This is a genomic window from Ruegeria sp. YTSA168, from assembly GCF_059610045.1.
Genome location: NZ_JBXWMW010000001.1, coordinates 278,045 through 302,126, shown reverse-complemented (window position 1 = coordinate 302,126; position 24,082 = coordinate 278,045). Strand labels below are relative to the sequence as shown.

Here is a 24,082-nt window from a genome sequence, read left to right as displayed (position 1 = left end):
GTAACTTCTCAATTTGACGTGGCACCTAGAAACCGCAGCAGGGCGGTCGCCGCAGTTTGGCAGACGATTGGCGACGAGTTAACGTTGCAATCATTTGGAAAGTCAAAGACAGCTTTGTCCGCGAAGCGGACAAAGCGATTATTGGCCTGTCCTGATTCAGCTTTCCATCGCTTCCAACTCGTCAATAAAGCCCGAGATCATCGATAGGCCCTTGTCCCAGAATTTCGGGTCGCTGGCGTCCAGTCCAAACGGGGCGAGCAGGTCCTTGTGGTGTTTCGAACCACCAGCGCGCAGCATTTCGAAATACTTGTCCTCGAACCCCTCGGCGCCGCTCTCATAAACCGAATAGAGCGCGTTCACGAGGCCGTCGCCAAAGGCATAGGCGTAGACATAGAAGGGGGAGTGCACGAAGTGCGGGATGTAGGCCCAGAAGGTCTCATATCCGTCCATGAATTCAAACGCGGAACCAAGGCTTTCGGCCTGAACGCTCATCCACAGGGCGTTGATGTCATCGGGGGTCAATTCGCCCTCGCGGCGTGCGGCGTGCAGTTTGCATTCGAAGTCGTAGAACGCGATCTGGCGGACGACCGTGTTGATCATATCTTCGACCTTACCGGCCAGCAGCACCTTGCGCTGTTCCGGAGTCTCTGCCTGATCCAGCATCTTGCGGAAGGTCAGCATTTCTCCAAAGACCGATGCGGTTTCGGCCAGTGTCAGCGGCGTGGATGAGAGCATCTCGCCCTGATCAGCGGCCAGCACCTGATGCACGCCGTGGCCCAGTTCATGCGCCAGAGTCATCACATCGCGCGGCTTACCCAGATAGTTAAGCATCACGTAAGGATGCACGTCGGTCACGGTGGGGTGCGCAAACGCACCCGGCGCTTTGCCGGGCTTTACCGCTGCATCAATCCAACCTTTTGAGAAGAAGGGCGCCGCGATCTCTCCCATACGCGGATCGAACGCATTGTAGGCGTCCATCACTGTCTGTTCGGCCTCATCCCAGCCAACGATGCGTGTGTCTTCCATCGGCAGGGGCGCGTTGCGGTCCCAGACCTGCATAACGTCCAGCCCCAGCCATTTGCGTTTCAGTTCATAATACCGATGGCTCAGCTTGGGATAGGCGGCCACGACTGCTTCGCGCAGGGCCTCGACAACTTCGGGTTCAACATCGTTCGACAGGTGACGCCCGGTCTGCGCAGTCGGCATGTTGCGCCAGCGGTCGACGATTTCCTTTTCCTTGGCTTGCGTGTTGTGCACACGGGCGAAGGTTTTGATGTTGTCCTGAAACACCGATGCCAGTTCGCGCGCCGCCGCTTCGCGTTTGCTGCGATCCTGCTCGGTCAGCAGGTTCAGGGTGCCTTCGATGTTCAGTTCTTCGCCGTCAACGTCAAAGGTCAGACCCGCGATGGTCTCGTCGAACAGGCGTTCCCAGGCATCGCCAACAACGCCCAGATCGTGCAGGAATTTTTCCAGCTCATCAGAGAGTTGATAAGGCTTCATCGCGCGGATGCGGCGGAAGACCGGCTCATATCGCGCCAGATCGGTATTCGCGTCGAAATGCGCCTTCAGCACGTCATCGTCGATGCGGTTGAGTTCGAGGGTGAAGAAGACCAGTGGCGTGGTAAAGATAGTAATCTTTTCCTGCATGTCCGACAGGAATTTCGCGCGATCCGCATCAGTGGTTAGTTGGTAGTAGCGCAGACCAGCGAAGGACATAATCCGCCCGGCAATTGCATTGATCTTTTCGTTTCGCAGCACGCAGGTCAGTAGGCCATCGGCATCCAGATCGGCCAACTTGCCTTCGTAGTCTGACGCGAAAGAGGCGCATTCATCTTCCAGCCAATCCAGATCACGTGCCAGTTCAGGCGCGTCCTCGGATGCGTAAAGATCGCTCAGATCCCATTCCGGCAGGTTGCCCAGATTGTCAGTACCACCAACAGCGTTTGCATCACGGACGGGAAAGGGAAGGTCGCGCATAGATCACCTTTTGAAACTGCTTTGGCAAACATCTAGGGCTGCCGCGCCGGGATCACAAGCGGGCAGTTGGCACAACCGTTATCAACGCATGCGTTAAGGAGGCCCTATGACGAATGCGCCAGAAAATGAGCCGCCAGTTGATCCAGAACCGGGCCACGCACATCGGGTGCTTCCATCAGCACTTCGTGTTCGCCATCGGGGATTTCGACCAGCGTGCCGTTTGGCCAGTTGGCCATGCGGGTACGGATCGCCTTACGGTCCACGATTTGTTCGTGGCTGCCCAGGAAGGTCAGGCAGGGTGTATTAGGGGCGGGTTGATCCATCAGCCAGGCGCATTCTGTTAACGCCTCGCGCAGCCACCGGTTGGACGGTGCGCCAAGCGACAACTCAGGATGTGCGGTCAACTGTTCCTGCATCATCTTGAACATCGCCGCGTCGCGGGTCAGCACATTGTCCTTGAACGGCTGCGACAGCACATAACTGTCCAGCGAGGTTGTCGGCGGTGTCCGTTCGCCGAGGCCAAGCGCAGTGCCCCAATAGGCCGTCAGACGGCTGAGCGGTTTCATGACAGGCGTGAAGAATATGCCCCACATAGGGCCGGTGAAGGCACAGGCGGCAAAGCATCCCTGCTCGACAACCGCGCGAAACCCGATGGCCCCACCCATCGAATGCCCGATCACATACCAGGGTTTCGGCAGGTCAAGCTGCGTGGCCAGATCAATGACGGCCCGCACGTCATGCTGATAGTCCGGGAAACGGTCCACATGGCCAATGCGGGGGTTGTCCAGCAACCGATCTGCCAAGCCCTGACCGCGCCAGTCGACAGCCAACATGGCGAACCCGCGTTCGGAAAACTCCGCAGCGGTGCTGCCGTATTTTTCAATATATTCGGTTCGGCCCGGAAACATAAATACCGTGCCGTTTGCATCGCCCTGAGGCCGCCAATGGCCCATGCGAATGCGGGGCCCGTCCGTGGTCTGCAACCAATGAGCCGCACCACCGGCGGGACCGCCGGCCACATCTTCGTAAAAGGGGGCCGGCGACAGTTCCATCAGGCCAGCACCGAGGCAAGCTTCATGGCGACGCCCATGTCACCATCTACGCTCAGCTTGCCGGACATGAATGCGCCCGTGGGGTTCAGCGCGCCGCTGAGAATCTCCTGAAACGTATCGGCATCGGCGCTTAGGGTGACGTCTGCGTCGTCATCGCTGATGCGCGCACCGTCCGAATCGAGAATGATTGCGCCCAGATCGGCAATTGCAAATTTGGCCGAGGCGTCAAAGTCGCCACCCGCCAGTTTTTCATTCAGCGCGGATACGGCTGCTTCCAAAGTGTCGCTCATGGTGCTCCTCATTTTGTTTGTGCGCCGTGAATGGACATCCCCGGTCGCAACGCTACACTGAGCATTGTTATGGGCATTGCAACAAACAATCTCAAAGGTACCGTTGCGGCAATCGCGCTGCTAGTCATGATTTCCGGAACTTGCGTCGCGCAAGAGGCTGATTCCCGGGATGAGACTCAGTTGTTACAGCAACTGGCGCAATCAACGCCGCAGCAGGCCATTGGTCTGGACCGTCAGCTTCAGGCACTTTGGTCTCAATCCGGCTCGGCCTCGGCAGACTTGCTGTTAGAGCGCGGGCGAGAGGCGCTGGATGATGGGGATGTCGAAACCGCCATTGAGCATCTGACAGCCCTGACAGATCACGCCCCTGATTTCGCCGAAGGCTGGCATGTGCGAGCTTCGGCCTTCTTTGGGCAGGAGCGCTTCGGCATGGCCGCTGCCGATCTGGAATACGCATTGACCCTGAACCCCAATAACTACGAGGCCATCTATGGGCTGGGCCTGATCTTTGAGGTTGTGGGCAAGCCCAAGCGCGCATTCGATGCCTATCAGCGCGCGCTGGCTATACATCCCCATCACGAAGAAGTAACCAATGCGGTGAATCGACTAAAGCCTCAGGTCGAGGGCTCATCTCTCTGAGACACTGGGGCAGGGGGCACAGGTGAGCGGGTCATCCCGGGTAGTGGCCGTACTTGGCCCGACGAATACAGGCAAAACCCATTACGCAATCGAACGCATGCTGGGGCATCGAACGGGCCTCATTGGCTTGCCGCTGCGGCTGCTCGCGCGCGAGGTCTATGACAAGATCGTCGCCATTCGCGGCCCGTCTGTTGTGGCTCTGGTCACGGGCGAAGAACGGATTGTGCCGCCCCGTGCACAGTATTGGGTCTGTACGGTCGAAGCGATGCCCGAAGGGATGGGGGCTGATTTTGTCGCCATCGACGAAATCCAGCTTTGCGCTGATCCGGAACGCGGTCACGTCTTCACCGACCGCTTACTGCGATCCCGTGGAACCCATGAGACCCTGTTTCTGGGTTCGGATACCATGCGCGGCCCCATTGTAGCGCTGGTCCCCGAGGTGCAGTTCATACGGCGCGAGAGGATGTCGCAGTTGGTCTATTCCGGCTCGAAGAAAATCAGCCGGATGCCCGCACGCAGCGCCATCGTCGGCTTCTCGGTCGACAATGTCTATGCCATCGCCGAACTACTTCGTCGCCAGAAGGGTGGCGCGGCGGTGGTGATGGGCGCGCTTAGCCCGCGCACGCGCAATGCACAGGTCGATCTCTATCAGAATGGTGAGGTCGACTATCTGGTCGCGACCGATGCCATCGGGATGGGGTTGAACCTGGATGTGAACCATGTGGCGTTCTCGTCCCTGTCCAAATTCGATGGCCGCCGGATGCGCCCGCTCGCCCCGAATGAGCTGGCCCAGATCGCAGGCCGGGCTGGGCGGGGCATGTCAGATGGCACCTTCGGTGTGACCGGTGAGGCCGCGCCGCTGGATGAAGGCGTGGCGCAGGCGATCATGGACAGCCGGTTTACGCCGATGAAAAAGCTAAATTGGCGAAATGCTGCCCTTCGTTTTGGCTCGATTGAGGCACTGATTGACGCGCTTGAGGCCAGTCCCCAGGGCGAAAACCTGGTTAAGGCGCGCCCGGCTGATGACCTGAACGCCCTGAAATCCCTGTCACAAGTGACCGAGGTTGTGGCCCGCGCCAGCGATGGGCCATCGGTCCGTTTGCTATGGGATGTGTGCCGTATTCCCGACTTCCGGGGGATCAGCCACGCCGAACATGCAGGTTTGCTCGAAGTGATCTTTGGCCACCTACACGAGCGCGGGTCTATCCCCGATGATTTCATGGCCCGGCAGGTGCGACGTATCGACCGGGCAGATGGCGATATCGATGCTCTTTCCAAAAGGTTGGCGTATATTCGCACCTGGACCTATGTTGCGCAACGAAACGGCTGGGTCCGTGACGAATCGCATTGGCGGGACGAGACGCGCATTGTAGAAGACAGGCTGTCAGATGCTCTTCACGAACGTTTGACTCAAAGATTTGTGGACCGGCGCACATCCGTGTTGCTGCGCCGGCTCAAACAGAAGGAGGCCCTTTTGGCCGAAGTGAATGACAAGGGTGAAGTGACCGTCGAAGGCGAATTCGTCGGTCGTCTGGAAGGGTTCCGGTTTTCTCCGGACAAGGCTGCGCAAGGGGCTGAGGCGAAAGCCTTGAAATCGGCGTCTCTGCAAGCCCTCGCGCCGCAATTCCATCTGCGTGCCGATCGCTTCTACAATGCACCCGATACCGAAATTGATTTCACCGATCAGGGTGGCCTGATGTGGGGCGAATATGCTGTCGGCAAACTGGTTGCCGGGGCCGAACCGCTCAAGCCCATGGTCGAGGTTTTTGTGGATGAGGCCGCAGGCCCAGATGTCGAGCAGAAAGTACAGCGCCGGCTGCAGCACTTCATCGACCGCAAAGTGGCCGCGCTGTTCGAGCCGCTGCTGAACCTGTCGCGGGACGAGGAGCTGTCCGGTCTGGCCAAAGGCTTTGCCTTCCGCATGGTCGAGGCACTGGGCGTGCTGCCCCGCGCGCAGGTCGCGCAAGAGGTCAAGGATCTGGATCAGGACGCCCGCGGCGCGCTGCGCAAGCACGGCATCCGCTTCGGTCAGTTCACCATCTTCATGCCACTGCTTTTGAAGCCCGCGCCCACGCGCCTGCGCCTGGTTCTTTGGGCGCTGTCCAGTGGTCTGCAGGAATTCCCCGAGGCACCGCCTCCGGGTCTGGTCACTGTACCGGTCGCCAAGGATGCGCCGCAGGGTTATGACACCATGTGTGGCTACCGCGATGCGGGCGAGCGCTCGATCCGCATCGACATGCTGGAACGTCTCGCCGACATGCTGCGTGCTGAGGACAGCCGGGGTGGCTTTGAAGCCAAGCCAGACATGCTCTCGATCACCGGTATGACGTTGGATCAGTTCGCGGACCTGATGCAGGGTCTGGGCTACAAAGCCGAACGCGGTGAGCGCGAAAAGATCAAAGCCGCACCGGCTGAGGCACCTGCGACTGAAGCGGCTGAGCAACCCGCCGCCGAAGAAATCCCGGCAGTTGAGGCTTCGAGTGATGAGGTCACCGCACCCGCCGAGGCGGAAGCCGAGGCCACCGAAAGCACCGAAGCAGCAGCCGAGGCCCCGGCAGCAGAACCCAAAAATGATGAACCCGAAGTTGAAGTGTTCTACACCTTCACATGGGGTCGCCAACGCCAGCCGAACCGTGGCCCGCGCCGCGAGCAGGGGCAGGGCAAAGGCAAGCCGCGTGGGAAACCTCAGGACGGTCGTAAGCCGCAAGGCAAGAAGGGCGGCAAGCCGCAGGGCGCAAAATCCTTCTCGTCCCGTCCTCCGAAAAAGGAAAAGGCAATTGACCCTGACAACCCGTTTGCAGCCGCGCTGATGGGTTTGAAGGGCGGTAACTGATCCGTCATGGATCAGGCCAAGCTGCGGATCGACAAATGGCTCTGGCAGGCGCGGTTCTTCAAGACCCGCAGCCTGGCGGCCAAACAGGTCAGCGGAGGCCATGTGCGATTGAATGGAAACCGGGTGCTGAAAACCGCTCAGGCGGTGGGACCCGGCGATGTTTTAACCTTCCCACAGGCCCGCACTGTTCGGGTCGTCAAGGTTGAAGCGCTGGGTAACAGGCGTGGCCCCGCTTCAGAGGCACAAACGCTGTATTCGGATTTGACCCCGAATCAGGAGGTACGACCCATGAATCCGGGTTTCGAGGGAAAAGGTCGTCCAACCAAGAAAGATCGGCGAGCAATTGATCTTTCTCGCAGGCTGGATGACTGATCTGACCTTGAAGATAAGGACAGTCTGAATTAGCTAAGCGCCAAAGATCATACGGGAACTCAGCAATGACTTATGTCGTCACGGAAAACTGTATCGCCTGCAAATACACCGACTGTGTCGAAGTGTGCCCGGTGGACTGTTTTTACGAAGGTGAGAATGCGCTGGTCATTCATCCCGACGAATGCATCGACTGTGGCGTGTGCGAACCCGAATGCCCCGCCGATGCGATCCGTCCGGACACTGAGCCGGGAATGGAGACCTGGGTCGAGTTTAACCGTAAGTTTTCAGAAATTTGGCCGGTGATCGTGACCAAAAAGGATCCGCTGCCCGAAGCAGAAGAACGCGACGGCGAAGAAGGCAAGATGGAGAAGTACTTCTCCGAAGCGCCCGGCGAGGGCGGGTAAGCGATTCGCCACGCACCTTGGGGCTGATGTTCCTCAATACAGCGTGTTAATTCGCTGTAATTATGGCAAATATTGCGATTTTACCTAAGGTAAACTTTCGGGTGTCGCATTTTTGTGATATACTCAGTCCTTACATGATGACTGAGATCGGGATGCACTCCGTAAGTATGCTCGCTTTGGAGTTCTGAATTTATGACAAATATGCCGCCTGTCGGGGCTGAAACAGTCCCCGCTTGTGGTGTTTTGTCGTCTGCGTACCGGTCCAAAACCAAGGAATACATTGAATGACAAAGTCGAAAAAGCTTGAGTTCCGCCCCAACGACTATGTTGTCTACCCCGCCCATGGCGTGGGCCAGATCATCTCGATCGAGGAACAGGAAGTCGCGGGCTATTCGCTTGAGCTGTTTGTCATCTCATTCGAGAAAGACAAGATGACCCTGCGGGTGCCGACCAATAAGGTCACCGAATCCGGGCTGCGTTCGCTTAGTTCGCCGGACGTGATCAGCCAGGCGATGAAAACGCTGAAGGGTAAGGCCAAGGTGAAACGCGCCATGTGGTCGCGCCGGGCGCAGGAATATGAACAAAAGATCAACTCGGGCGATCTGATCTCAATCGCAGAAGTGGTTCGTGATTTGCACCGCACCGACGATCAGCGCGAGCAGAGCTATTCCGAGCGTCAGCTGTACGAAGCCGCGCTGGAACGCCTGACCCGGGAAGTTGCTGCTGTTTCGGGCGCAGGTGAGCTGTCGGCAGCCAAGCAAGTGGATGAGGTGCTGACCTCGCGCGCTGCTGCTGCCTGAATGCACTGACGCTAAGTTGTCAAAGCCGTTCTGACTTCAGGGCGGCTTTTTCTATCTAAGTTGGGCTAAGCCCAAACGCCCATTGGCTGAGGAACCGGCCGTGATCAGGATAGTCATAGGATGCGCTTTGCTTGCCATGTCCGGTGTGTTTTGGGCAGCTTACTATTCCAGATACTTCAAGTGGCGTGATTGCTTCAACGAGTTGGGCCGGTGTTATGACCCGGAGACGGGTCAGGTTCTTTTGCAGCAAGCGGGATTGGTGTGGGGATCGGCAGGCGTACTGAGCCTTATTCCTGTGCTCTATCTGCTGATTGGGCATGTTTGCCAAAGGCGTAGGCGGGCCTGATGTTTACAGCTGGGCGCTGATTGCGACCAAGAATGTAATCTCGGCCAGTTGCTGAGACGCCCCAAGAATGTCGCCGGTCTGGCCGCCGATTTTCTTCTTGGCCAACTGCCAAAGGCAAAAAACAACGACCGCAGCGCAAATTGCAGGCAACAAAGACTGCGTTCCAACCAGCAGTAAGCTGATCACGAATGCCAGACCCAAGGACAGGCTGACCACCATCGCTCTTGGCGTGCCGACTGAATGGCTCAGGCCCGATTGCCGTGCATTGGGCAAGGCGGCCATCAGAACCGGCATCATGGCGCGGGACAGCACGCAGGCGGCAAGGATCGCCCAGAACGCCCCTGCGGACAAAAGCGCGGCAATCGCCGAGATGCGGATCAGTTGCGCGCTGATCAGGGCCAGAACGCCATATGTCCCGATATGGCTGTCTTTCATGATTTCCAGACGACGTTCGGCTGTGAAGCCGCCCCAAAGTCCGTCAAAAGTGTCAGCCAAACCGTCTTCATGCATTGCACCCGTCAGCATGATCAGGGCCCCCACAAGCAGAACAGCGGAAATAAATGGGGACACGGACAACGCCAACAAGACCCAGCCCACCGCGCAAGCTAGCCCGCCGACGACAAGTCCGACCACTGGAAAAGCCCAGACCGCATGAGCCTGCCGGGCAAAGACATGCTCGGGCAGACGGGGTAAGGGCAGGCGGGTCAACAGGACCAGTGCCAGCGGGATATCCCACCGAGAAATCGCGTAGTTGTCGTTTTTATTCACTCCCGCGCCTTTCAGGGTCTTGTTGGTCTTTCAGCTTCGGTTAAACACGCAGGACCACTCTGATGCAATGAGGCTTTGATGCTGCCCGAACTGAATGATTTGAACACGTTCCGCGATGCGTTGATCAACGCGCCGGGTCCGGACATAGCAGCCGCAGACGGCGCCGCCACGCGTAATGGCCAGCTGACGAAACCTCCGGGTGCGTTGGGGCGGCTTGAGGATCTGGCGATCTGGTACGCGTCCTGGCGCGGCGATACGCGTCCTCAGATCGAACAGCCTCAGGTCATTGTGTTTGCAGGCAACCACGGGGTCACGGCGCAAGGCGTATCGGCCTTTCCGCCTGAAGTGACCGTGCAGATGGTTATGAATTTCGAACATGGAGGGGCCGCGATCAATCAACTGGCCAAGGCGGCCGGGGCAAAGATGGATGTCCATGCGCTGGACTTAGAGCGCCCGACGGCGGATTTCACGCAAGGGCCAGCCATGAGCGAAGCCGAATTTCTGAGCGCGCTGAAAACCGGTTGGAACGCGGTCGACCCACAAGCCGACCTGCTGGTGGTCGGTGAGATGGGGATCGGCAACACCACCCCCGCTGCGGCCATCGCCTGCGCGCTGTTCGGGGGTGAGGCTGCCGATTGGACCGGGCGCGGCACCGGTGTCGACGATGCGGGCCTTGGGAACAAAACCCGCGTTGTATCCGAAGGCGTTGCGCGCCATGCCACCGACGATGGGCTAGAAGTTCTGCGGTGTTTGGGCGGGCGCGAGATTGCCGCGATGGCAGGCGCCATAGCTGCCGCGCGTGTGTTGCGCATTCCTGTCATTCTGGACGGGTTTATCTGTACTTCGGCAGCGGCCTGTCTGGCGCGCGTGTCAGCATCGGCACTGGACCATGCGGTTGCAGGCCATCAAAGCGCCGAGGGCGCGCATGGCGCAATGCTTGCGAAACTCGGAAAGGACCCGTTGCTGAGCCTTGGCCTGAGATTGGGCGAGGGCTCTGGCGGGGCGCTGGCTATTAACATCCTCAAAAGCGCCGTGGCCTGCCATTCCGGCATGGCCACCTTTGATGAGGCGGGCGTAGCAGACGGCTGAAACAAACGGCCTGTCCGGGCAGCCCCCGGTCAGGCAGATTTCTTGGCGTGTTCTTCGGCCAGTTCCAGCAGTGCGGTCTCCAGATCCTTCTCCAAAGACTGCGCCCTTTCTATGTATTTCTTGTTTTCTGCCGTGGGCATACCGGGCACCCAGAGTTCCGCCAGTTCACGCACTGACGTCCGGTCGTGATGATAGAAGGTCTGTTCCGCCTGCGCAGCTTCGTATTCGCTGAGCCCGATGTTTTCCAATACGTATCGACCAGCGCGTAGTGAGCTGTCGAACATCTCACGCACGATGTCGTTGGCACCAGCCTGATACAGCTCGTACACATGGGTTCGATCATGGGCGCGGGCGATGATGTGCAGGTCTGGGCGCTGGCGGCGGGCGAAACCGACCAGTCGCGTCACCGTCTTTCGATCATCCATCGCGGCAACCAGAACCGACGCCTTATCCAACCCCGCTGCGCGCAAAAGCTCGGGCCGGGTTGGGTCACCTAGAAACCCTTTCACGCCAAACCGACGCATCAGCTGGATCGTCTCGATATCATGGTCCAGAACGATGGTCTTGAACCCGCTGGCCACCACAAGGCGATTGACGATCTGACCGAACCGTCCAATGCCCGCAATGATCACCGGCCCTTTTTCGTCGATCTCGTCCGGTTCCATCGTGGTTGTTGTCTCGCCCAGCTTCCGCGACAGCAGGTCGTAGATGATGAACAAAAGCGGCGTAATCAGCATGGTCAACGCGATGATCATAAGCAGTTTTTGCGCCAGGTCCTGAGGGATCACATTCTGTTGCCGTGAAAAGGCCAGAAGGACAAAACCGAACTCACCCGCCTGCGCCAAGCCAAGGGTGAACAACCAGTGATCCCGGCCCTTCAGCTTGAAGGCTTTGCCGACAATATAGAGGATGACACCCTTGGCCAGGATCACCAGCAGGGCAAGGCCGATCAGATCAAACGGGTCGTTGAAGAAATAGCCAACGTCGATTCCAGCCCCAACCGTGATGAAGAAAAGGCCCAGAAACAGGCCTTTGAAGGGCTCAAGGTCGCTTTCCATCTCATGCCGAAATTCCGAGCTGGCCAGAACAACGCCCGCCAGAAAAGCGCCCAGAGCAGGTGAAAGACCAACCAGCGTCATCAGGAAGGAAATGCCAACCACGATCATCAGGGCCAACGCTGTATACATCTCGCGCAGGCGTGTGGCATGGATGAAGCGGAACAGCGGGCGGGTCAGGTAGACACCGGCCAAAATGACAAAGGCGACGGCTCCGATCGTTACCAATGTGACGGCCCAGCCGGGCAGACCTTCGACCAGGGACAGGCTGTGATGCGCGTCGTGCAGGTGATCCCCCGCGCCGCGATCAATTGACCCGTCGGCCTCGATATGAGGGATGGCGGGCAGTGCCAGCAAGGGCAACATCGCCAGGATCGGGATGACCGCAATATCCTGCGTCAACAGCACCGAGAAGGTCGCGCGCCCGCCATTGGTCTGCATCAGCCCCTTTTCAGACAGGGTTTGCAGTACAATTGCGGTTGAAGATAGGCAAAGGGTCAGGCCGACGGCGAGCGCCACTGTCCACGGGTGGCTGGCATAAATTGCCACGCCCGCAATTACTGCGGTGGATAGCAAAACCTGCAAACCACCCAACCCCAATAACCTGTCCCGCATATCCCAAAGAGCGCGCGGTTCCAGCTCCAGCCCGATCAGGAACAGCATCATGACTACGCCGAACTCTGCCACATGCTGCAGGTCTTCGGTTTCTGCCCCAACAAGGCCCAGAACCGGGCCGATGATAAGACCGGCGGCCAGATATCCCAGAACCGATCCCAACCCCAGACGCGCCGATAACGGAACGGCAATCACCGCAGCGGCGAGATAGATAGAAGCCTGGTACAGGAAATCGTCCATAGGTGTCCTCGTAGCCTGCTCAGGTCGGCAGGGGGGCGTCGCGTTTCAATTGGTCCATTACGATCTGGCTATGAACCCGTGCAACTGCAGGATGCGGCAGGATCACTTGATGAAGCAAGCTGTTGAGCGCAGATAGATCGTCGCAATAGACATGCAATAGGTAATCTGCCTCTCCGGTCATCGTCCAGGCGCTGGTGATTTCGGGGCGGGCATCGACCATGCGGGCAAAACTGGCCGATTGATCTGGCCCATGCGTGCCGAGATGGACCTGAACAAAGCCCTGCACTTGCAGGCCCAGCTTCAGCGGATCCAGCCGCGCGGTATAGCCGGTGATGTAACCTTCGGCCTCCAGCCGTTGGCGGCGGCGACCGGCCTGACTGGCGGAAAGGTGTAGCACCTCGCCAAGTTGTTGGGCGGTCAGATGCGCATCGCGCTGAAGCGCTGCCAACAACCCAATATCGATGTGATCCAGTCTTTGCGGCATATCATCACATTATGTCAATCTGGCGCGGGGTTTGCGCACACGAATACAGTCTAGTTGAAAACAATGCGCAGAAACAGCGTTGTTTAAGACATATCTTGGAATCAGCAAAGAAATTCCTGTTTTTAAAGGAGACGCGCCATGGGTCCTTTCCCGCACAACGCCCCAAAATCTACCATCACAGCCGAAAACCCGGCTGGAACCGACGGGTTCGAATTCGTCGAATTCGCTCACCCCAACCCGCAGGAATTGCGGGATCTGTTTGCGACCATGGGCTATGACCTTGTCGCGCGCCACAAGGACAAACCCTTGGTCGAGTTGTGGCAACAAGGGGACGTGACCTATATCCTCAATGCCGATCCTGAGAGTTTTGCCGCGAAGTTTGTCGCCGAACATGGCCCCTGTGCGCCTGCGATGGGCTGGCGGGTTGTCGATGCGCAGCAGGCGTATGAGCACGCGGTTTCAAAAGGGGCTGAACCCTATGATGGCGCAGACAAAACCATGGACGTGCCCGCGATCAAAGGAATTGGCGGGTCGCTGATCTATTTCATCGATCAGTACTATGACACATCGCCCTATAATCAGGAATTCGAGTGGATCAAGGAATCCAAGCCGCGCGGTGATGGGTTCTACTACCTCGACCACCTGACCCACAATGTGTTCAAGGGTAACATGGACAAGTGGTTCAGGTTCTATGGTGACCTGTTCAATTTCCGCGAAATCCGGTTCTTTGACATTCAGGGCAAGTTTACAGGGCTCTTTAGTCGTGCGCTGACCTCGCCTTGTGGCCGTATCCGCATCCCGATCAACGAAGATCGCGGCGAAACGGGCCAGATCGTCTCGTACCTCAAGAAGTACAAAGGCGAAGGCATCCAGCATATCGCGGTGGGCAGCGAAGATATCTATGCCTCAACGGACGCGATTGCCGAGAAGGGGCTAAAGTTCATGCCCGGCCCGAACCAGTCGTACTATGATATGTCAAAAGACCGCGTCAAAGATCATGATGAACCGCTGGATCGGATGATGAAGCACGGTATCCTGATCGATGGCGAAGGTGTGGTTGATGGCGGTGAGACGCGGATTTTGCTGCAAATCTTTTCGAAAACCGTGATTGGCCCTATCTTTTTCGAATTCATTCAGCGCAAAGGCGATGATGGGTTTGGTGAGGGGAATTTTCAGGCCCTGTTCGAATCCATCGAACGCGAGCAGATCGAAAGCGGTGAGATTACAGCGGCTTAATCCGCTTCGAAAACACGCTTTACCCAAGTCATTCCGGCGCGCCAGTTTCTCTTGCGAAGAGAGGCGTTGCTGGAGTGATTAAGGCTTTAATGCCTGCGCGCAGCGATCATCCACGCGGCATTTTGAGGGACACGTTGCGACCCTTCTTTTGATATAGCAACTCACTGTCGCTGATTGCGACGACCTTGCCGCCGTCGACCCGGTCACCCACTTTCAGTTTCTTGTATCGTCCGCTGGGCAAGCGCACCAAGGCGCGCCGGTTGGCTGGTGTGCCGTAGACCCCGATCAGGTTCAGGCGGCGCAGGTTGATCGCGTTGTCGATGGTCGCCTGTCGCGCCACTGATGCGGTCGTGGGGATCTTGGGGGCAACTGTTTTGGGCTCGAAGGTTTCGGCTTCGCCAGCGTTCTGATCCAGCCCGGCGGTTGATCCCAGATTGGTCGCCGGCGCGGCCGCTGCAGTCCGAACCAGCCCTGCAGGGCGTGCCTTGGGACGTGGAACAAGGACAACGGCCAGGGCAGTTGGGGTGTCATCTACCTCGGGGCTGGCTTGTAGCGAAGCGGGGCGTTGCTTGGGCCGCAACACGGACAGTTCTTGCAGCGATCTGCCGCCCAATTGCTGACGTTCGAATTGATCTTGCAGGTTCTCGGGGCGGGGTTTGGGCCGTATTCCGGCCAGGCGCGAGGTCGTTTCCTCGACCACCGGTTCTTCTTCGAACCGCAAAGGTACGGCAGGCGGCACAGATGAGGGGCGGCCCTGATAGACCAGCACGCCATCTGGGTTCAGCGTGCCTTCAGGGGATGGGGTGACAAGCCCGCGCTCATCCAGGTCAAACCCGGGGATGGAGGCGCGCGCCAGAGCGGGCAGATCAAAGGGCTGATCTGTTTCAAAACTTGCTGACGGTGCCAGGGCCACCGCGTCGTTGGAGAAATCGGATTTGTCCACCGAAGCCAAATACAGATCGTCCGGTTCAACGGCTACCGGTTCTGCGGGCTGCGCCGGGGCGGTTTTAGCAACACCGGTGACGATTTCGGCAGGCAGGGCCGTCTCGGTTTCCTGCGCAACGTCCTCGACCGGGGTGGGTTCTACCTTCAACGCCTCAAGGATCGCCGCATCGGTCGCAGACAAGGCGGGTTGATCTTCGGGTGTTGCCTCGGGTGCGGGTTCGGTAGCTGCCACCTGATCGTCTTCTGGCGCGGGTTCGATCACAGGTTCCGTGTTTTCTGCCTCAGGTGCTTCGGGCAGCGCGTCAACCGCCAGATCAGCGGCCAGTTCGGCTTCGGGTGATGTGGTTTCAGGTTCCACATCCACCTCGGCCACGATCTCCTCTTCCGGCGATCCGAGCAGAGACCACGTTCCAATCGCCAGGGCCAATAGACCCGCCGCTGCGACAGCAGGCAGGGCAAATTTTTTGAGGCCCGCACCAGCATTCGCTGAATCACCCTCCGGTGGCGCAGGCGCACGAAACGCGTCCGGGGCAGCGGTTTCCGCAATGGCGTGAACCTTGGGGGCTGACGGATCGGCGTCTTCTTTGGGTTCCGGCTTTGCTGGGGGTGGGCCGACCTCTGGTACAGTAACCGCAGCAGCTACCGGCGGTTCGGTGTCCAGATCAAACACTGGCGCGCCGGGGTACTCGTCTTCACCGGGCTCTGCGGTATAGGCGACGGGGACGAATCCGTGCTCGGTGGTAAAACTATGCGCTTCGTTCAAGGTCTGGCGTGCCACTGCCGCCCCATAGACCAGTCCATCTTTGGTGATCGAGGCAAAACTCAGTTCATCGCGCTCATATGGAGTGGCATCGACCAATGCGTCCTGCACCATTTGCGCGTTTTCGTCAGCAGACAGACCATCCGATGGAATCGACAGATACCGGATCTGATCCGCCGGGATGACCACATTGCAACTCAGGTCGTTTTCCAGCGCAAAACCCTGATCCCGCAGCGCCTGCATCTGCCCGTTCAGATCATCTGTATCCAGCGATACAGTGCCGATCTCATACCACTCACCTTCGGACAGGTGGTGCAACGAGATGCCGGTTGCAGAAAAAGATAGCGTAAAGGCGGGTTTCATATTCCCGGAGAACCATAACTATATCATTAGCGCAAACGATCACACGCTTGCAGAGTGACAGTAGAGCAGGAACCCGCCGAGGGAAAGAAAAACGCGAACTCTCCCCTTGTATGGCAAAGCCCTGCCAACCCATGTTGGACAGTAGTAAATTGGAGGGATGACCTTGAAGACATTCGCTTTTCTGGCGGCAATGATGGCCGCAACTGCCGCTGGTATCGCCCATGCGGAAGAACGTCGCATTACCGTTGACGCGACTGGAACCGTGCAAGTTGCACCCGATATGGCGACGATCACGCTGGGGGTGACCAATCAGGACGTTGAGGCATCGGTTGCGATGAAAGCCACGTCAGATGCGGTGGCGCAGATGCTGTCCCGGCTGACAGATATGGGGATCGAGGACAGGGATGTGCAAACACGCGACCTCTCGCTCTCACCGGTCTGGTCGAATCGCAATCAGCAGAACGGAGAGCCGCCCGAGATCACAGGGTTTGTCGCTTCGAACCGTGTTTTTGTCCGTGTGCGCGACCTGTCACAGCTTGGGCAGATCATGGACGCGGTCATTCAGGACGGGGCCAATGATTTTGGTGGGCTGAGCTTTGGTCTGCAGGACACCAAACCGATCGAGGTTCAGGCACGCGCTCAGGCGGTGGGTGAAGCCACAGCAAAGGCCGAGCAACTGGCACAAGCGGCCAATGTCACGTTGGGCCCGGTTCAGTCGATCTCCGAGCGCACCGGAGGGGTTCGACCCATGGCGGAAATGCGCGCCTTTAGCGTCGCCGATGCTGGCGGAGTGCCAGTCGCAGGAGGTGAAATCACGATATCCGTCAGCGTCTCGATGGAGTTTGAAATCTCTGAATAAACTCAGCCGTCGGCGCGGGCCATCAGCTTCTGTTTCTGTCGGCCCGTCGCGTCGAAATTGTCGGGCGATAGCCAGGCCTCGAATGCGTCCCGGATGCGCGGCCATTCACTGTCGAGAATGGAAAACCACGCCGTATCCCTGTTGCGCCCTTTATAGTGGGTCGCCTGTCGGAATATCCCTTCGTAGGTAAAGCCGAGACGCCGCGCCGCCGCACATGAGGGGGCGTTCAGCGCATCGCATTTCCATTCGTAGCGGCGATAGCCCAACTCGTCGAAGACGCGTTTCATCATCAAATACATGACTTCGGTGGATTGCGGTTTGCGTTGGAGAAGCGGCGAGAAATGGATATGCCCAACCTCGATCGCACCTGAAGCCGGTTCAATCCGCAGATAGGAAGCCATGCCCACCGGAACTTCATCTGCATCCAGAACCGTATGGAACATCGGATCCGCATCCATGCAGGTGGCGCGCGCCCAGGTTTCGAAATCCCGCTCAGAACCAAACGGCCCATAGGGCAGGTAGGTCCAATTTTGGTGATCGGCGTCATTGGCAAACGCCCGGAACAATCCGGGCGCATGCCGGTTCACGTCCAGCGGCACGACCGAGCAATACTGGCCCTCCATCGGGGTATAGGGCGGCGTCGGGCGAGGGAACTCGCCCGTGACCGGCCGTCCGATGGGTTGACCAAGTGCGTTTGTGTCGTGACCGCCCATGGGTTACGCGCTGGCTTTGCTCAGCGCCTGATCCAAATCGGCGATCAGGTCATTGGCATCTTCGATCCCGATGGACACCCGCACCACATTCGGGCCAGCCCCTGCGGCCTCTTGCTGTTCGGGGGTCAACTGGCGGTGCGTGGTCGAGGCCGAGTGGATGATCAGCGACCGCGCATCGCCGAGGTTTGCAACGTGGCTGAAGATCTCCAAAGCGTTGACAAGTTTGATACAGGCGTCGTAGCCACCCTTGACCGCAAAGGTGAACAGGGCACCGGCGCCGCGCGGATACTGCGCTTTGACCCGGTCGTGATAGGGCGACGAGGGCAGGCCCGCATAGGTCACGTAGTCGACCCGGTCATCCGCTTCGAGCCAGGCGGCGATCTTCTGGGCGTTCTCAACATGACGCTCCATCCGCAGCGACAGCGTCTCAATCCCCATCAGCGTGTAATGGGCCGCTTGCGGGTTCATCGTCATACCCAGATCGCGCAGACCGATGGCGATGCCGTGGAAGGTGAAGGCCAGCGGGCCAAACGTCTCATGGAACTTCAACCCGTGATAGGCAGGCTCGGGTTGGCTGAGCGAGGGGAAATTGCCATTCGCAGACCAGTCGAACGTGCCCGAATCCACGATGCAGCCGCCGGTGACAGTACCATTGCCGGTCAGGTATTTTGTGGTCGAATGTACCACCAGTGTCGCGCCGTGTTCGATCGGGCGGCACAGGTAAGGGGTCGCCGAGGTGTTGTCGACGATCAGCGGAATGCCCGCCGCATCGGCAACATCCGCAAGCGACCGGATATCAGTCACGTAGCCGCCTGGGTTGGCGATGGATTCGCAGAACACCGCGCGGGTGTTTTCGTCGATGGCGTCCTTCACGGCGTCCAGATCGTCGGTATCAACAAACTTGGCCGACCAGCCAAAGCGTTTGATCGTCTGGCTGAACTGGGTGACAGTGCCGCCGTACAAACGGGTCGAAGCAACCACATTGCAGCCCGGCTCCATCAGCGGGAACAGCGCCATGATCTGCGCCGCGTGGCCCGAAGAACAGCAGACCGCCCCAACACCACCTTCCAGCGTCGCAACACGTTCTTGCAGTACGGCAATCGTGGGGTTGGTCAGGCGTGAATAGATAAAGCCGACCTCTTGTAGGTTGAACAGGGCGGCTGCGTGATCCGCATCGCGAAACACAAAGGCCGTGGATTGATAGATTGGCGTTTGCCGTGCTCCGGTCGCCGGGTCAGGGCGTGCCCCGGCATGAATTTGCAACGTGTCGAAACCATAGGTGGGGCCGTCGGACATCGTGAAGTCTCCTGTCGAAATAGAACTTGGGAAATCTGTAGGACATTGCCCGCCGTCACACAACGCCGCTTTCAGCGCATCCACAGGCCTTGCGCTTTGATCCGGTTGCGAATGGCCTGTTCGCGGCTTGGCAGCGCGTTACGGTCGAACAGGTCCCGGATTTTCTGACCCTTGGCCTGAATCACCAGTTTTTTGATCGGATCATATTGCTTGAGAACCTTCTTGACCTTGTTCGGGGCCACGACGGTTTCCAGAACATCGATCACATGATCGTCCTCGCGGGCATAAAGCAGCGGGAACAGGCGATAATGGCAGCTGACCGAGCCATCCAGCAACCCGTCAGGCAAGGCATCACGCCCACCGCCGAGAGAGTGGATCACAAGGGGCAGAGCGGCTTGATCCAGCCAGGGATCAAGGTTCTGCCCGACCAGTTCCGGGATGTGTTCATCTCGGATGGTGCGCGCATAGTCCAGGAAGCGTTCGCCAAATTGACGCGGGCATTTGTAGAAGAAATAGCCTGCGTTAAAGTACAGATACCGACGCCAGTGTCCCTGTGGTTGGCTGATATCAATCGAGCTTTCGAAATCCAGTTCAAAACGGCGATAAAGCGCAGACCAGATGCCCTCATACCCCGGGCCATAAAGCGTGGGCTTGGGCCATGTGCCTTCGACCTTCAGCGAAGCGCCGGGGCGATTAAAATCAAACGGAACGCTGCCTAGATCGCCGGTGATCAGGGTATCTGTATCAAAGAAAACAAAGGGTTCGCCTTCGGGCAGGGCCAAAAGCGCTTCGATCTTGTTCCCGTTAGGATAGCTTTCCCCGAAGACATGATTGTCAAAAGGCAGGATTTCCGCATCAAGTTGATCTAGGGACTTTAGGACGTCTTGATCCTGAATGGTGGGGTTCTGGTTCCAGCGCGGGCCAGGGTTGGGTGTGGCTACAAAAAGACGCCCTTTGAAATCGGGCGCGGAATGGCGCAGCGAGGCGGCGAACAGGACCGCCTCATATTGCAGGCGGTTGTTCTGACCAATGATGACAATATTGAAGTCTTGCGAAGCTGCCCGCATCTGTGCCCGTCCTAAACATGCGTTGATCTCACGCATCTGTGTTTCGGCTTACAGCAACCGGGGTAGGGCGTCAAAAGTCGTTTGTGGGGCGCGGGGTGTCAAATGCCGGCTTCAGTTACAGCATTTCAGCGTGTCAATTCCGCCTAGTTTGCCGTCAAAACCCGCGAAAACGCCGATATTTCACACGAAATCTCGTGCAAAATCAGAATTTTGACCATTTGATAAATTTTACCAATTGATAAAATTTTGATTTGTGGCAAGCTGTGCTCATAACAAACATATCTACAGGGAGTAGAGCGATGGCACAGGGCCAGATGGCACCCGGGATCGTTTCCGGGCGGCTTTCCAGCGATGAACTGACATCGAATTTTTCGGATCTGCATCCGCCTTTGGCCCCGCATGAGGCTGCCGTGGCCGCAGATCGCTGCTATTTTTGCTATGACGCGCCATGCGTTACGGCCTGTCCGACGGATATCGATATTCCGTTGTTCATCCGCCAAATACAGGCGGGCCAGCCGCAATCGGCGGGAAAGACCATTCTGGATCAGAACATTCTGGGCGGTATGTGCGCCCGTGTCTGCCCGACCGAGACACTGTGCGAAGAGGCCTGTGTGCGCGAAGCCGCCGAAGGCAAACCGGTTGAGATCGGGCGGCTTCAGCGCTTTGCAACTGATGATGTGATGGCCTCGGGCGATCATCCTTTTGAGCGCGCGCCTGCGACCGGTAAGACAATTGCCGTTGTGGGGGCGGGGCCTGCGGGTCTGGCTTGTGCGCATCGGCTGGCGATGCTGGGTCATGACGTGGTGATCCACGAAGGCAAACCCAAGCCGGGCGGTCTGAACGAATACGGGATTGCGGCCTATAAATCGACCAATGATTTTGCGCAGGCCGAGGTCGACTGGCTGCTGAAAATCGGTGGTATCTCGATTGAAACGGGATCAGCCTTGGGCAATGGCGTCTCGATGGAGGGTTTGCAGCAAAACTATGATGCTGTGTTCCTGTCTATTGGTCTTGCCGGCGTCAACGCGCTGAGGGCGCAGGGCTCTGATAAGGACGGTGTCTTGCACGCGGTCGATTTCATCTCGGACGTGCGACAGGCGTCGGATCTTGCGAATCTGCCGGTTGGTCGGAATGTGGTTGTGATCGGTGGCGGCATGACGGCTGTTGATGCGGCGGTGAAGTCGAAACTACTAGGCGCCGAGCATGTCACGATTGCGTATCGCCGTGGACGCGATGCAATGGGCGCCAGCCGCTACGAGCAAGACCTGGCCGCCTCGCATGGTGTACGGATCATGACCAATGTTCAGCCCGTTGCCGTACACGGCAATGGCGCGGCGGTTGAGATCGAGCTCGAATATACCTCAAGCCAGAACGGCCAGCTGACCGGAACCGGTGAGATGGTTCGCCTGCCCGCAGATCAGGTTCTGAAAGCCATTGGTCAGACGCTGGATGGCGCACCCGAAGGGCTAAAGCTGGATGGCAACAAGATCGCCATCAGCGGAGCAGGGCGTACATCAATGGCTGGTGTTTGGGCGGGCGGCGATTGCGCTGCGGGAGGCGAAGACCTGACTGTGACTGCGGTGGCCGAGGGCCGGGATGCGGCGATGGACATCCACGCGAGCCTGATTTCGTGATAGGGTGAGGTATTCAATTCATCCCATTCGTTGAGGTACCGTTATGTCCCAAATCGAAGACGCAGTTGCCAAACATTATACCACCGGTGCCCTTACGGACCGCGTGCGAGATGCGCTCAAAGCCAGCGGTGTGGACCCGGATGCGGCCACGGTCGCCGACCTGAAAGCCGGAGACGAGTTTCATACGGGCGGGGTACTGGCCACTGATCACCTGTTTGATCAATTGTCTTTGATCCATGCGACGCGGGTGCTGGATGTGGGCTGCGGGATTGGCGGAACATCGCGCTATATCGTGGATCGCTATGACTCGACGGTGACGGGGGTCGACCTGACACCCGAATTTGTCGAAACTGCAAAGGCGCTCAGCCAGCTTGTCGGCCATTCCGACAAGGTCGCGTTCCATGTGGGCAGTGCTTTGGACATGCCCGTCCCGGATGCCGGGTTCGATCTGGCGGTGATGCTGCATGTGGGCATGAACATCGAAGACAAGGCCGGGCTATTCGCGGAAGTTTCGCGCGCGTTGGCAACGGGCGGTCGCTTTGCGCTGTTCGATGTGATGGCCGGTGAGGTTGCCGAACCTCTGGCGTTCCCTCTGCCCTGGTCAAGCGTCGCTGAGACATCCTTTGTAGACGCACCTGAGGTCTACAAGGATGCGGCTGCAGTGGCGGGACTTGAGCTGGAGACCGAGACCGACCGCACCCAATTCGCGATTAAGTTCTTCGAGGACGTCTTTGCAAAGATCGCCGAAACCGGTCCCGCGCCGCTGGGCATCCACCTGATGATGGGCGAGACGGCGCCCGAGAAGTTCCAAAACTACGTCGCGAACCTGCATGCCGGGCGAATCCGCCCGACTGAGATGATTTTCAAGAAAACCGGCTGAGGAGCCGGAAAGGAGTACCCATGGCTGACCTGACGACAGACTTTCTGGGCATTTCCAGCCCCAATCCATTCTGGCTGGCCTCGGCCCCACCAACTGACAAGGAATACAACGTCCGCCGTGCCTTTGAGGCCGGTTGGGGCGGTGTCGTCTGGAAAACACTGGGTTCTGAGGGCCCTCCGGTGGTGAATGTGAATGGCCCGCGCTATGGTGCGATCTACGGTGCGGACCGGCGGTTGCTGGGGCTGAACAACATCGAACTGATCACCGACCGGCCACTTGAGGTAAACCTCGAGGAAATGGCCCGCGTGAAAGCCGATTACCCGGATCGCGCTCTGATCGCTTCGATCATGGTGCCGTGTGAGGAGGGCGCGTGGAAAGCAATCCTGCCGCGCGTGGCTGAGACTGGTGCAGATGGAATCGAATTGAACTTTGGCTGCCCGCACGGAATGAGCGAGCGGGGCATGGGAGCGGCGGTCGGGCAGGTGCCGGAATACATCGAAATGGTCACCCGTTGGTGCAAAATGTATTACGACCGCCCGGTGATCGTGAAGCTGACGCCGAACATCACCGACATTCGCAAACCCGCGGCGGCGGCCAGGAATGGCGGTGCGGATGCGGTGTCGCTAATCAACACGATCAACTCGATCACCAGCGTCAATCTGGACACGTTCAGCCCTGAACCCTCGATTGATGGCAAGGGCAGCCACGGCGGGTATTGCGGTCCGGCGGTGAAGCCGATTGCCCTGTCTATGGTTTCAGAAATTGCGCGGGATGCGGAAACGCATGGCCTGCCCATATCCGGCATCGGTGGCGTCACCACATGGCGGGACGCGGCAGAGTTCATATCGCTCGGCTGCGGCAACGTGCAGGTCTGCACAGCGGCCATGACTTATGGCTTCAAGATCATCGATGAACTGACGGCCGGCTTGTCCAAATGGATGGACGAGAAAGGTTATTCCAACGTCTCGGAAGTTGTTGGTCGCGCGGTCCCCAACGTAACCGATTGGCAGTATCTGAACCTGAATTACATTGCCAAGGCAAAGATCGATCAGGACCAGTGCATCAAATGCGGTCGCTGCTATGCCGCCTGTGAAGACACCAGCCACCAGGCCATCGCGATGTCACCGGACCGGGTGTTCGAGGTGATCGACGAAGAATGCGTGGCCTGTAACCTCTGCGTCGATGTCTGCCCGGTCGAGGGCTGTATCTCGATGGAACCGATGGCAGCCGGAGAGGTTGATCCGCGTACCGGACGCGAAGTTCAGCCGGATTATGCAAACTGGACAACGCATCCCAACAATCCGATGGCCAAGGCTGCGGAATGAGGTGGTTCGCGCAGATCACAAAGGGGCCGCTGATACGGCC

At 58.4% G+C, this 24,082-nt stretch carries 21 protein-coding genes; 11 read left to right on the top strand and 10 right to left on the bottom strand.

The genetic code is table 11. The features are described from left to right. Window positions 1–156: 156 nt before the first annotated feature. The 3 genes from AC2FFE_RS01520 to AC2FFE_RS01510 all read right to left on the bottom strand — a co-directional run bounded on the left by AC2FFE_RS01520 (window position 157) and on the right by AC2FFE_RS01510 (window position 3,319). Window positions 157–1,977: a M3 family oligoendopeptidase gene (locus AC2FFE_RS01520; protein ID WP_496845669.1), complete on the bottom strand. Its 1,821-nt coding sequence runs from the start codon at window positions 1,975–1,977 to the stop codon at window positions 157–159. Between the two features lie 104 nt (window positions 1,978–2,081). Then, complete coding sequence (locus AC2FFE_RS01515; protein WP_496818588.1) at window positions 2,082–3,029, bottom strand: alpha/beta hydrolase; 948 nt, start codon at window positions 3,027–3,029, stop codon at window positions 2,082–2,084. Continuing rightward, window positions 3,029–3,319 carry an SCP2 sterol-binding domain-containing protein gene (locus AC2FFE_RS01510; RefSeq protein WP_496845668.1) on the bottom strand — a complete coding sequence of 97 codons (291 nt, stop codon included), beginning with the start codon at window positions 3,317–3,319 and terminating at the stop codon, window positions 3,029–3,031. Before AC2FFE_RS01510 ends, AC2FFE_RS01515 begins: the two co-directional genes overlap by 1 nt. 69 nt (window positions 3,320–3,388) lie before the next feature. Here AC2FFE_RS01510 and AC2FFE_RS01505 point away from each other — a divergent pair, with 69 nt between their 5' ends. From AC2FFE_RS01505 to AC2FFE_RS01485, 5 genes are all read left to right on the top strand, one after another. Next, window positions 3,389–3,958 (top strand): tetratricopeptide repeat protein, encoded by a 570-nt coding sequence (locus tag AC2FFE_RS01505; protein ID WP_480827537.1) that lies wholly within the window; start codon window positions 3,389–3,391, stop codon window positions 3,956–3,958. Window positions 3,959–3,980: 22 nt separating this feature from the next. Continuing rightward, window positions 3,981–6,791 carry a helicase-related protein gene (locus tag AC2FFE_RS01500; RefSeq protein WP_496845667.1) on the top strand — a complete coding sequence of 937 codons (2,811 nt, stop codon included), beginning with the start codon at window positions 3,981–3,983 and terminating at the stop codon, window positions 6,789–6,791. A 6-nt stretch (window positions 6,792–6,797) separates the two neighbouring features. After that, window positions 6,798–7,163 carry an RNA-binding S4 domain-containing protein gene (locus tag AC2FFE_RS01495; RefSeq protein WP_496845666.1) on the top strand — a complete coding sequence of 122 codons (366 nt, stop codon included), beginning with the start codon at window positions 6,798–6,800 and terminating at the stop codon, window positions 7,161–7,163. Window positions 7,164–7,228: 65 nt separating this feature from the next. Further along, entirely contained in the window at window positions 7,229–7,567 is a 339-nt protein-coding gene (gene fdxA, locus AC2FFE_RS01490) for a ferredoxin FdxA (RefSeq protein ID WP_353007833.1), read from the top strand. Window positions 7,568–7,851: 284 nt separating this feature from the next. Next, on the top strand, window positions 7,852–8,367 hold the full coding sequence (locus AC2FFE_RS01485; protein WP_170532727.1) for a CarD family transcriptional regulator: 516 nt from the start codon (window positions 7,852–7,854) through the stop codon (window positions 8,365–8,367). A 349-nt stretch (window positions 8,368–8,716) separates the two neighbouring features. Here the strand turns inward: AC2FFE_RS01485 and cobS are convergent, their stop codons facing one another. Beyond that, window positions 8,717–9,481: an adenosylcobinamide-GDP ribazoletransferase gene (gene cobS / locus AC2FFE_RS01480; protein WP_496845665.1), complete on the bottom strand. Its 765-nt coding sequence runs from the start codon at window positions 9,479–9,481 to the stop codon at window positions 8,717–8,719. 78 nt (window positions 9,482–9,559) lie between these two features. On the opposite strand from cobS, the gene cobT reads away from it, so the two are divergent. Next, window positions 9,560–10,570, top strand: a complete 1,011-nt coding sequence (gene cobT / locus AC2FFE_RS01475) for a nicotinate-nucleotide--dimethylbenzimidazole phosphoribosyltransferase (RefSeq protein ID WP_496845664.1) — start codon at window positions 9,560–9,562, stop codon at window positions 10,568–10,570. 29 nt (window positions 10,571–10,599) lie between these two features. Here the strand turns inward: cobT and AC2FFE_RS01470 are convergent, their stop codons facing one another. Both AC2FFE_RS01470 and AC2FFE_RS01465 read right to left on the bottom strand, forming a co-directional pair. Next, entirely contained in the window at window positions 10,600–12,480 is a 1,881-nt protein-coding gene (locus tag AC2FFE_RS01470) for a cation:proton antiporter domain-containing protein (RefSeq protein WP_496845663.1), read from the bottom strand. A gap of 19 nt (window positions 12,481–12,499) precedes the next feature. Continuing rightward, a complete protein-coding gene (locus AC2FFE_RS01465; protein ID WP_496845662.1) occupies window positions 12,500–12,964 on the bottom strand; it encodes an Lrp/AsnC family transcriptional regulator in 465 nt (154 codons plus the stop codon). A 138-nt stretch (window positions 12,965–13,102) separates the two neighbouring features. Here AC2FFE_RS01465 and hppD point away from each other — a divergent pair, with 138 nt between their 5' ends. Then, window positions 13,103–14,200: a 4-hydroxyphenylpyruvate dioxygenase gene (hppD, locus tag AC2FFE_RS01460; RefSeq protein ID WP_496845661.1), complete on the top strand. Its 1,098-nt coding sequence runs from the start codon at window positions 13,103–13,105 to the stop codon at window positions 14,198–14,200. 106 nt (window positions 14,201–14,306) lie between these two features. On the opposite strand, the gene AC2FFE_RS01455 is transcribed toward hppD, so the two are convergent. Next, entirely contained in the window at window positions 14,307–16,268 is a 1,962-nt protein-coding gene (locus tag AC2FFE_RS01455; RefSeq protein WP_496845660.1) for a hypothetical protein, read from the bottom strand. Window positions 16,269–16,431: 163 nt separating this feature from the next. Here AC2FFE_RS01455 and AC2FFE_RS01450 point away from each other — a divergent pair, with 163 nt between their 5' ends. Further along, window positions 16,432–17,127, top strand: coding sequence for an SIMPL domain-containing protein (locus tag AC2FFE_RS01450; RefSeq protein ID WP_496845659.1), 696 nt, complete (start codon window positions 16,432–16,434; stop codon window positions 17,125–17,127). Between the two features lie 2 nt (window positions 17,128–17,129). Here the strand turns inward: AC2FFE_RS01450 and AC2FFE_RS01445 are convergent, their stop codons facing one another. From AC2FFE_RS01445 to AC2FFE_RS01435, 3 genes are all read right to left on the bottom strand, one after another. Then, window positions 17,130–17,840: a GNAT family N-acetyltransferase gene (locus AC2FFE_RS01445; RefSeq protein ID WP_496845658.1), complete on the bottom strand. Its 711-nt coding sequence runs from the start codon at window positions 17,838–17,840 to the stop codon at window positions 17,130–17,132. A 3-nt stretch (window positions 17,841–17,843) separates the two neighbouring features. Continuing rightward, window positions 17,844–19,136 (bottom strand): O-acetylhomoserine aminocarboxypropyltransferase/cysteine synthase family protein, encoded by a 1,293-nt coding sequence (locus tag AC2FFE_RS01440; RefSeq protein WP_496845657.1) that lies wholly within the window; start codon window positions 19,134–19,136, stop codon window positions 17,844–17,846. Window positions 19,137–19,207: 71 nt separating this feature from the next. Further along, the gene (locus tag AC2FFE_RS01435) at window positions 19,208–20,203 is read right to left on the bottom strand and encodes a GT-B fold glycosyltransferase domain-containing protein (protein WP_496845656.1); all 996 of its coding nucleotides are present in this window, start codon (window positions 20,201–20,203) and stop codon (window positions 19,208–19,210) included. Between the two features lie 299 nt (window positions 20,204–20,502). On the opposite strand from AC2FFE_RS01435, the gene AC2FFE_RS01430 reads away from it, so the two are divergent. From AC2FFE_RS01430 to preA, 3 genes are read left to right on the top strand one after another with little or no spacing between them, the layout of a single operon-like run. Then, on the top strand, window positions 20,503–21,837 hold the full coding sequence (locus AC2FFE_RS01430; protein ID WP_496845655.1) for an NAD(P)-dependent oxidoreductase: 1,335 nt from the start codon (window positions 20,503–20,505) through the stop codon (window positions 21,835–21,837). A 43-nt stretch (window positions 21,838–21,880) separates the two neighbouring features. Beyond that, window positions 21,881–22,717 (top strand): methyltransferase domain-containing protein, encoded by an 837-nt coding sequence (locus tag AC2FFE_RS01425; RefSeq protein WP_496845654.1) that lies wholly within the window; start codon window positions 21,881–21,883, stop codon window positions 22,715–22,717. Between the two features lie 20 nt (window positions 22,718–22,737). After that, window positions 22,738–24,042, top strand: coding sequence for an NAD-dependent dihydropyrimidine dehydrogenase subunit PreA (gene preA / locus AC2FFE_RS01420; RefSeq protein ID WP_496818569.1), 1,305 nt, complete (start codon window positions 22,738–22,740; stop codon window positions 24,040–24,042). Window positions 24,043–24,082 lie beyond the last annotated feature (40 nt).

Coding starts and splice junctions, on each gene's coding strand:
- AC2FFE_RS01440 (WP_496845657.1), bottom strand. CDS start 19,136: ATGTCCGACGGCCCCACCTATGGTTTCGACACGTTGCAAATTCATGCC.
- AC2FFE_RS01515 (WP_496818588.1), bottom strand. CDS start 3,029: ATGGAACTGTCGCCGGCCCCCTTTTACGAAGATGTGGCCGGCGGTCCC.
- AC2FFE_RS01495 (WP_496845666.1), top strand. CDS start 6,798: ATGGATCAGGCCAAGCTGCGGATCGACAAATGGCTCTGGCAGGCGCGG.
- AC2FFE_RS01465 (WP_496845662.1), bottom strand. CDS start 12,964: ATGCCGCAAAGACTGGATCACATCGATATTGGGTTGTTGGCAGCGCTT.
- AC2FFE_RS01430 (WP_496845655.1), top strand. CDS start 20,503: ATGGCACAGGGCCAGATGGCACCCGGGATCGTTTCCGGGCGGCTTTCC.
- AC2FFE_RS01520 (WP_496845669.1), bottom strand. CDS start 1,977: ATGCGCGACCTTCCCTTTCCCGTCCGTGATGCAAACGCTGTTGGTGGT.
- AC2FFE_RS01485 (WP_170532727.1), top strand. CDS start 7,852: ATGACAAAGTCGAAAAAGCTTGAGTTCCGCCCCAACGACTATGTTGTC.
- AC2FFE_RS01510 (WP_496845668.1), bottom strand. CDS start 3,319: ATGAGCGACACTTTGGAAGCAGCCGTATCCGCGCTGAATGAAAAACTG.
- fdxA (WP_353007833.1), top strand. CDS start 7,229: ATGACTTATGTCGTCACGGAAAACTGTATCGCCTGCAAATACACCGAC.
- AC2FFE_RS01455 (WP_496845660.1), bottom strand. CDS start 16,268: ATGAAACCCGCCTTTACGCTATCTTTTTCTGCAACCGGCATCTCGTTG.
- AC2FFE_RS01435 (WP_496845656.1), bottom strand. CDS start 20,203: ATGCGGGCAGCTTCGCAAGACTTCAATATTGTCATCATTGGTCAGAAC.
- cobT (WP_496845664.1), top strand. CDS start 9,560: ATGCTGCCCGAACTGAATGATTTGAACACGTTCCGCGATGCGTTGATC.
- AC2FFE_RS01445 (WP_496845658.1), bottom strand. CDS start 17,840: ATGGGCGGTCACGACACAAACGCACTTGGTCAACCCATCGGACGGCCG.
- AC2FFE_RS01470 (WP_496845663.1), bottom strand. CDS start 12,480: ATGGACGATTTCCTGTACCAGGCTTCTATCTATCTCGCCGCTGCGGTG.
- AC2FFE_RS01425 (WP_496845654.1), top strand. CDS start 21,881: ATGTCCCAAATCGAAGACGCAGTTGCCAAACATTATACCACCGGTGCC.
- AC2FFE_RS01505 (WP_480827537.1), top strand. CDS start 3,389: ATGGGCATTGCAACAAACAATCTCAAAGGTACCGTTGCGGCAATCGCG.
- hppD (WP_496845661.1), top strand. CDS start 13,103: ATGGGTCCTTTCCCGCACAACGCCCCAAAATCTACCATCACAGCCGAA.
- preA (WP_496818569.1), top strand. CDS start 22,738: ATGGCTGACCTGACGACAGACTTTCTGGGCATTTCCAGCCCCAATCCA.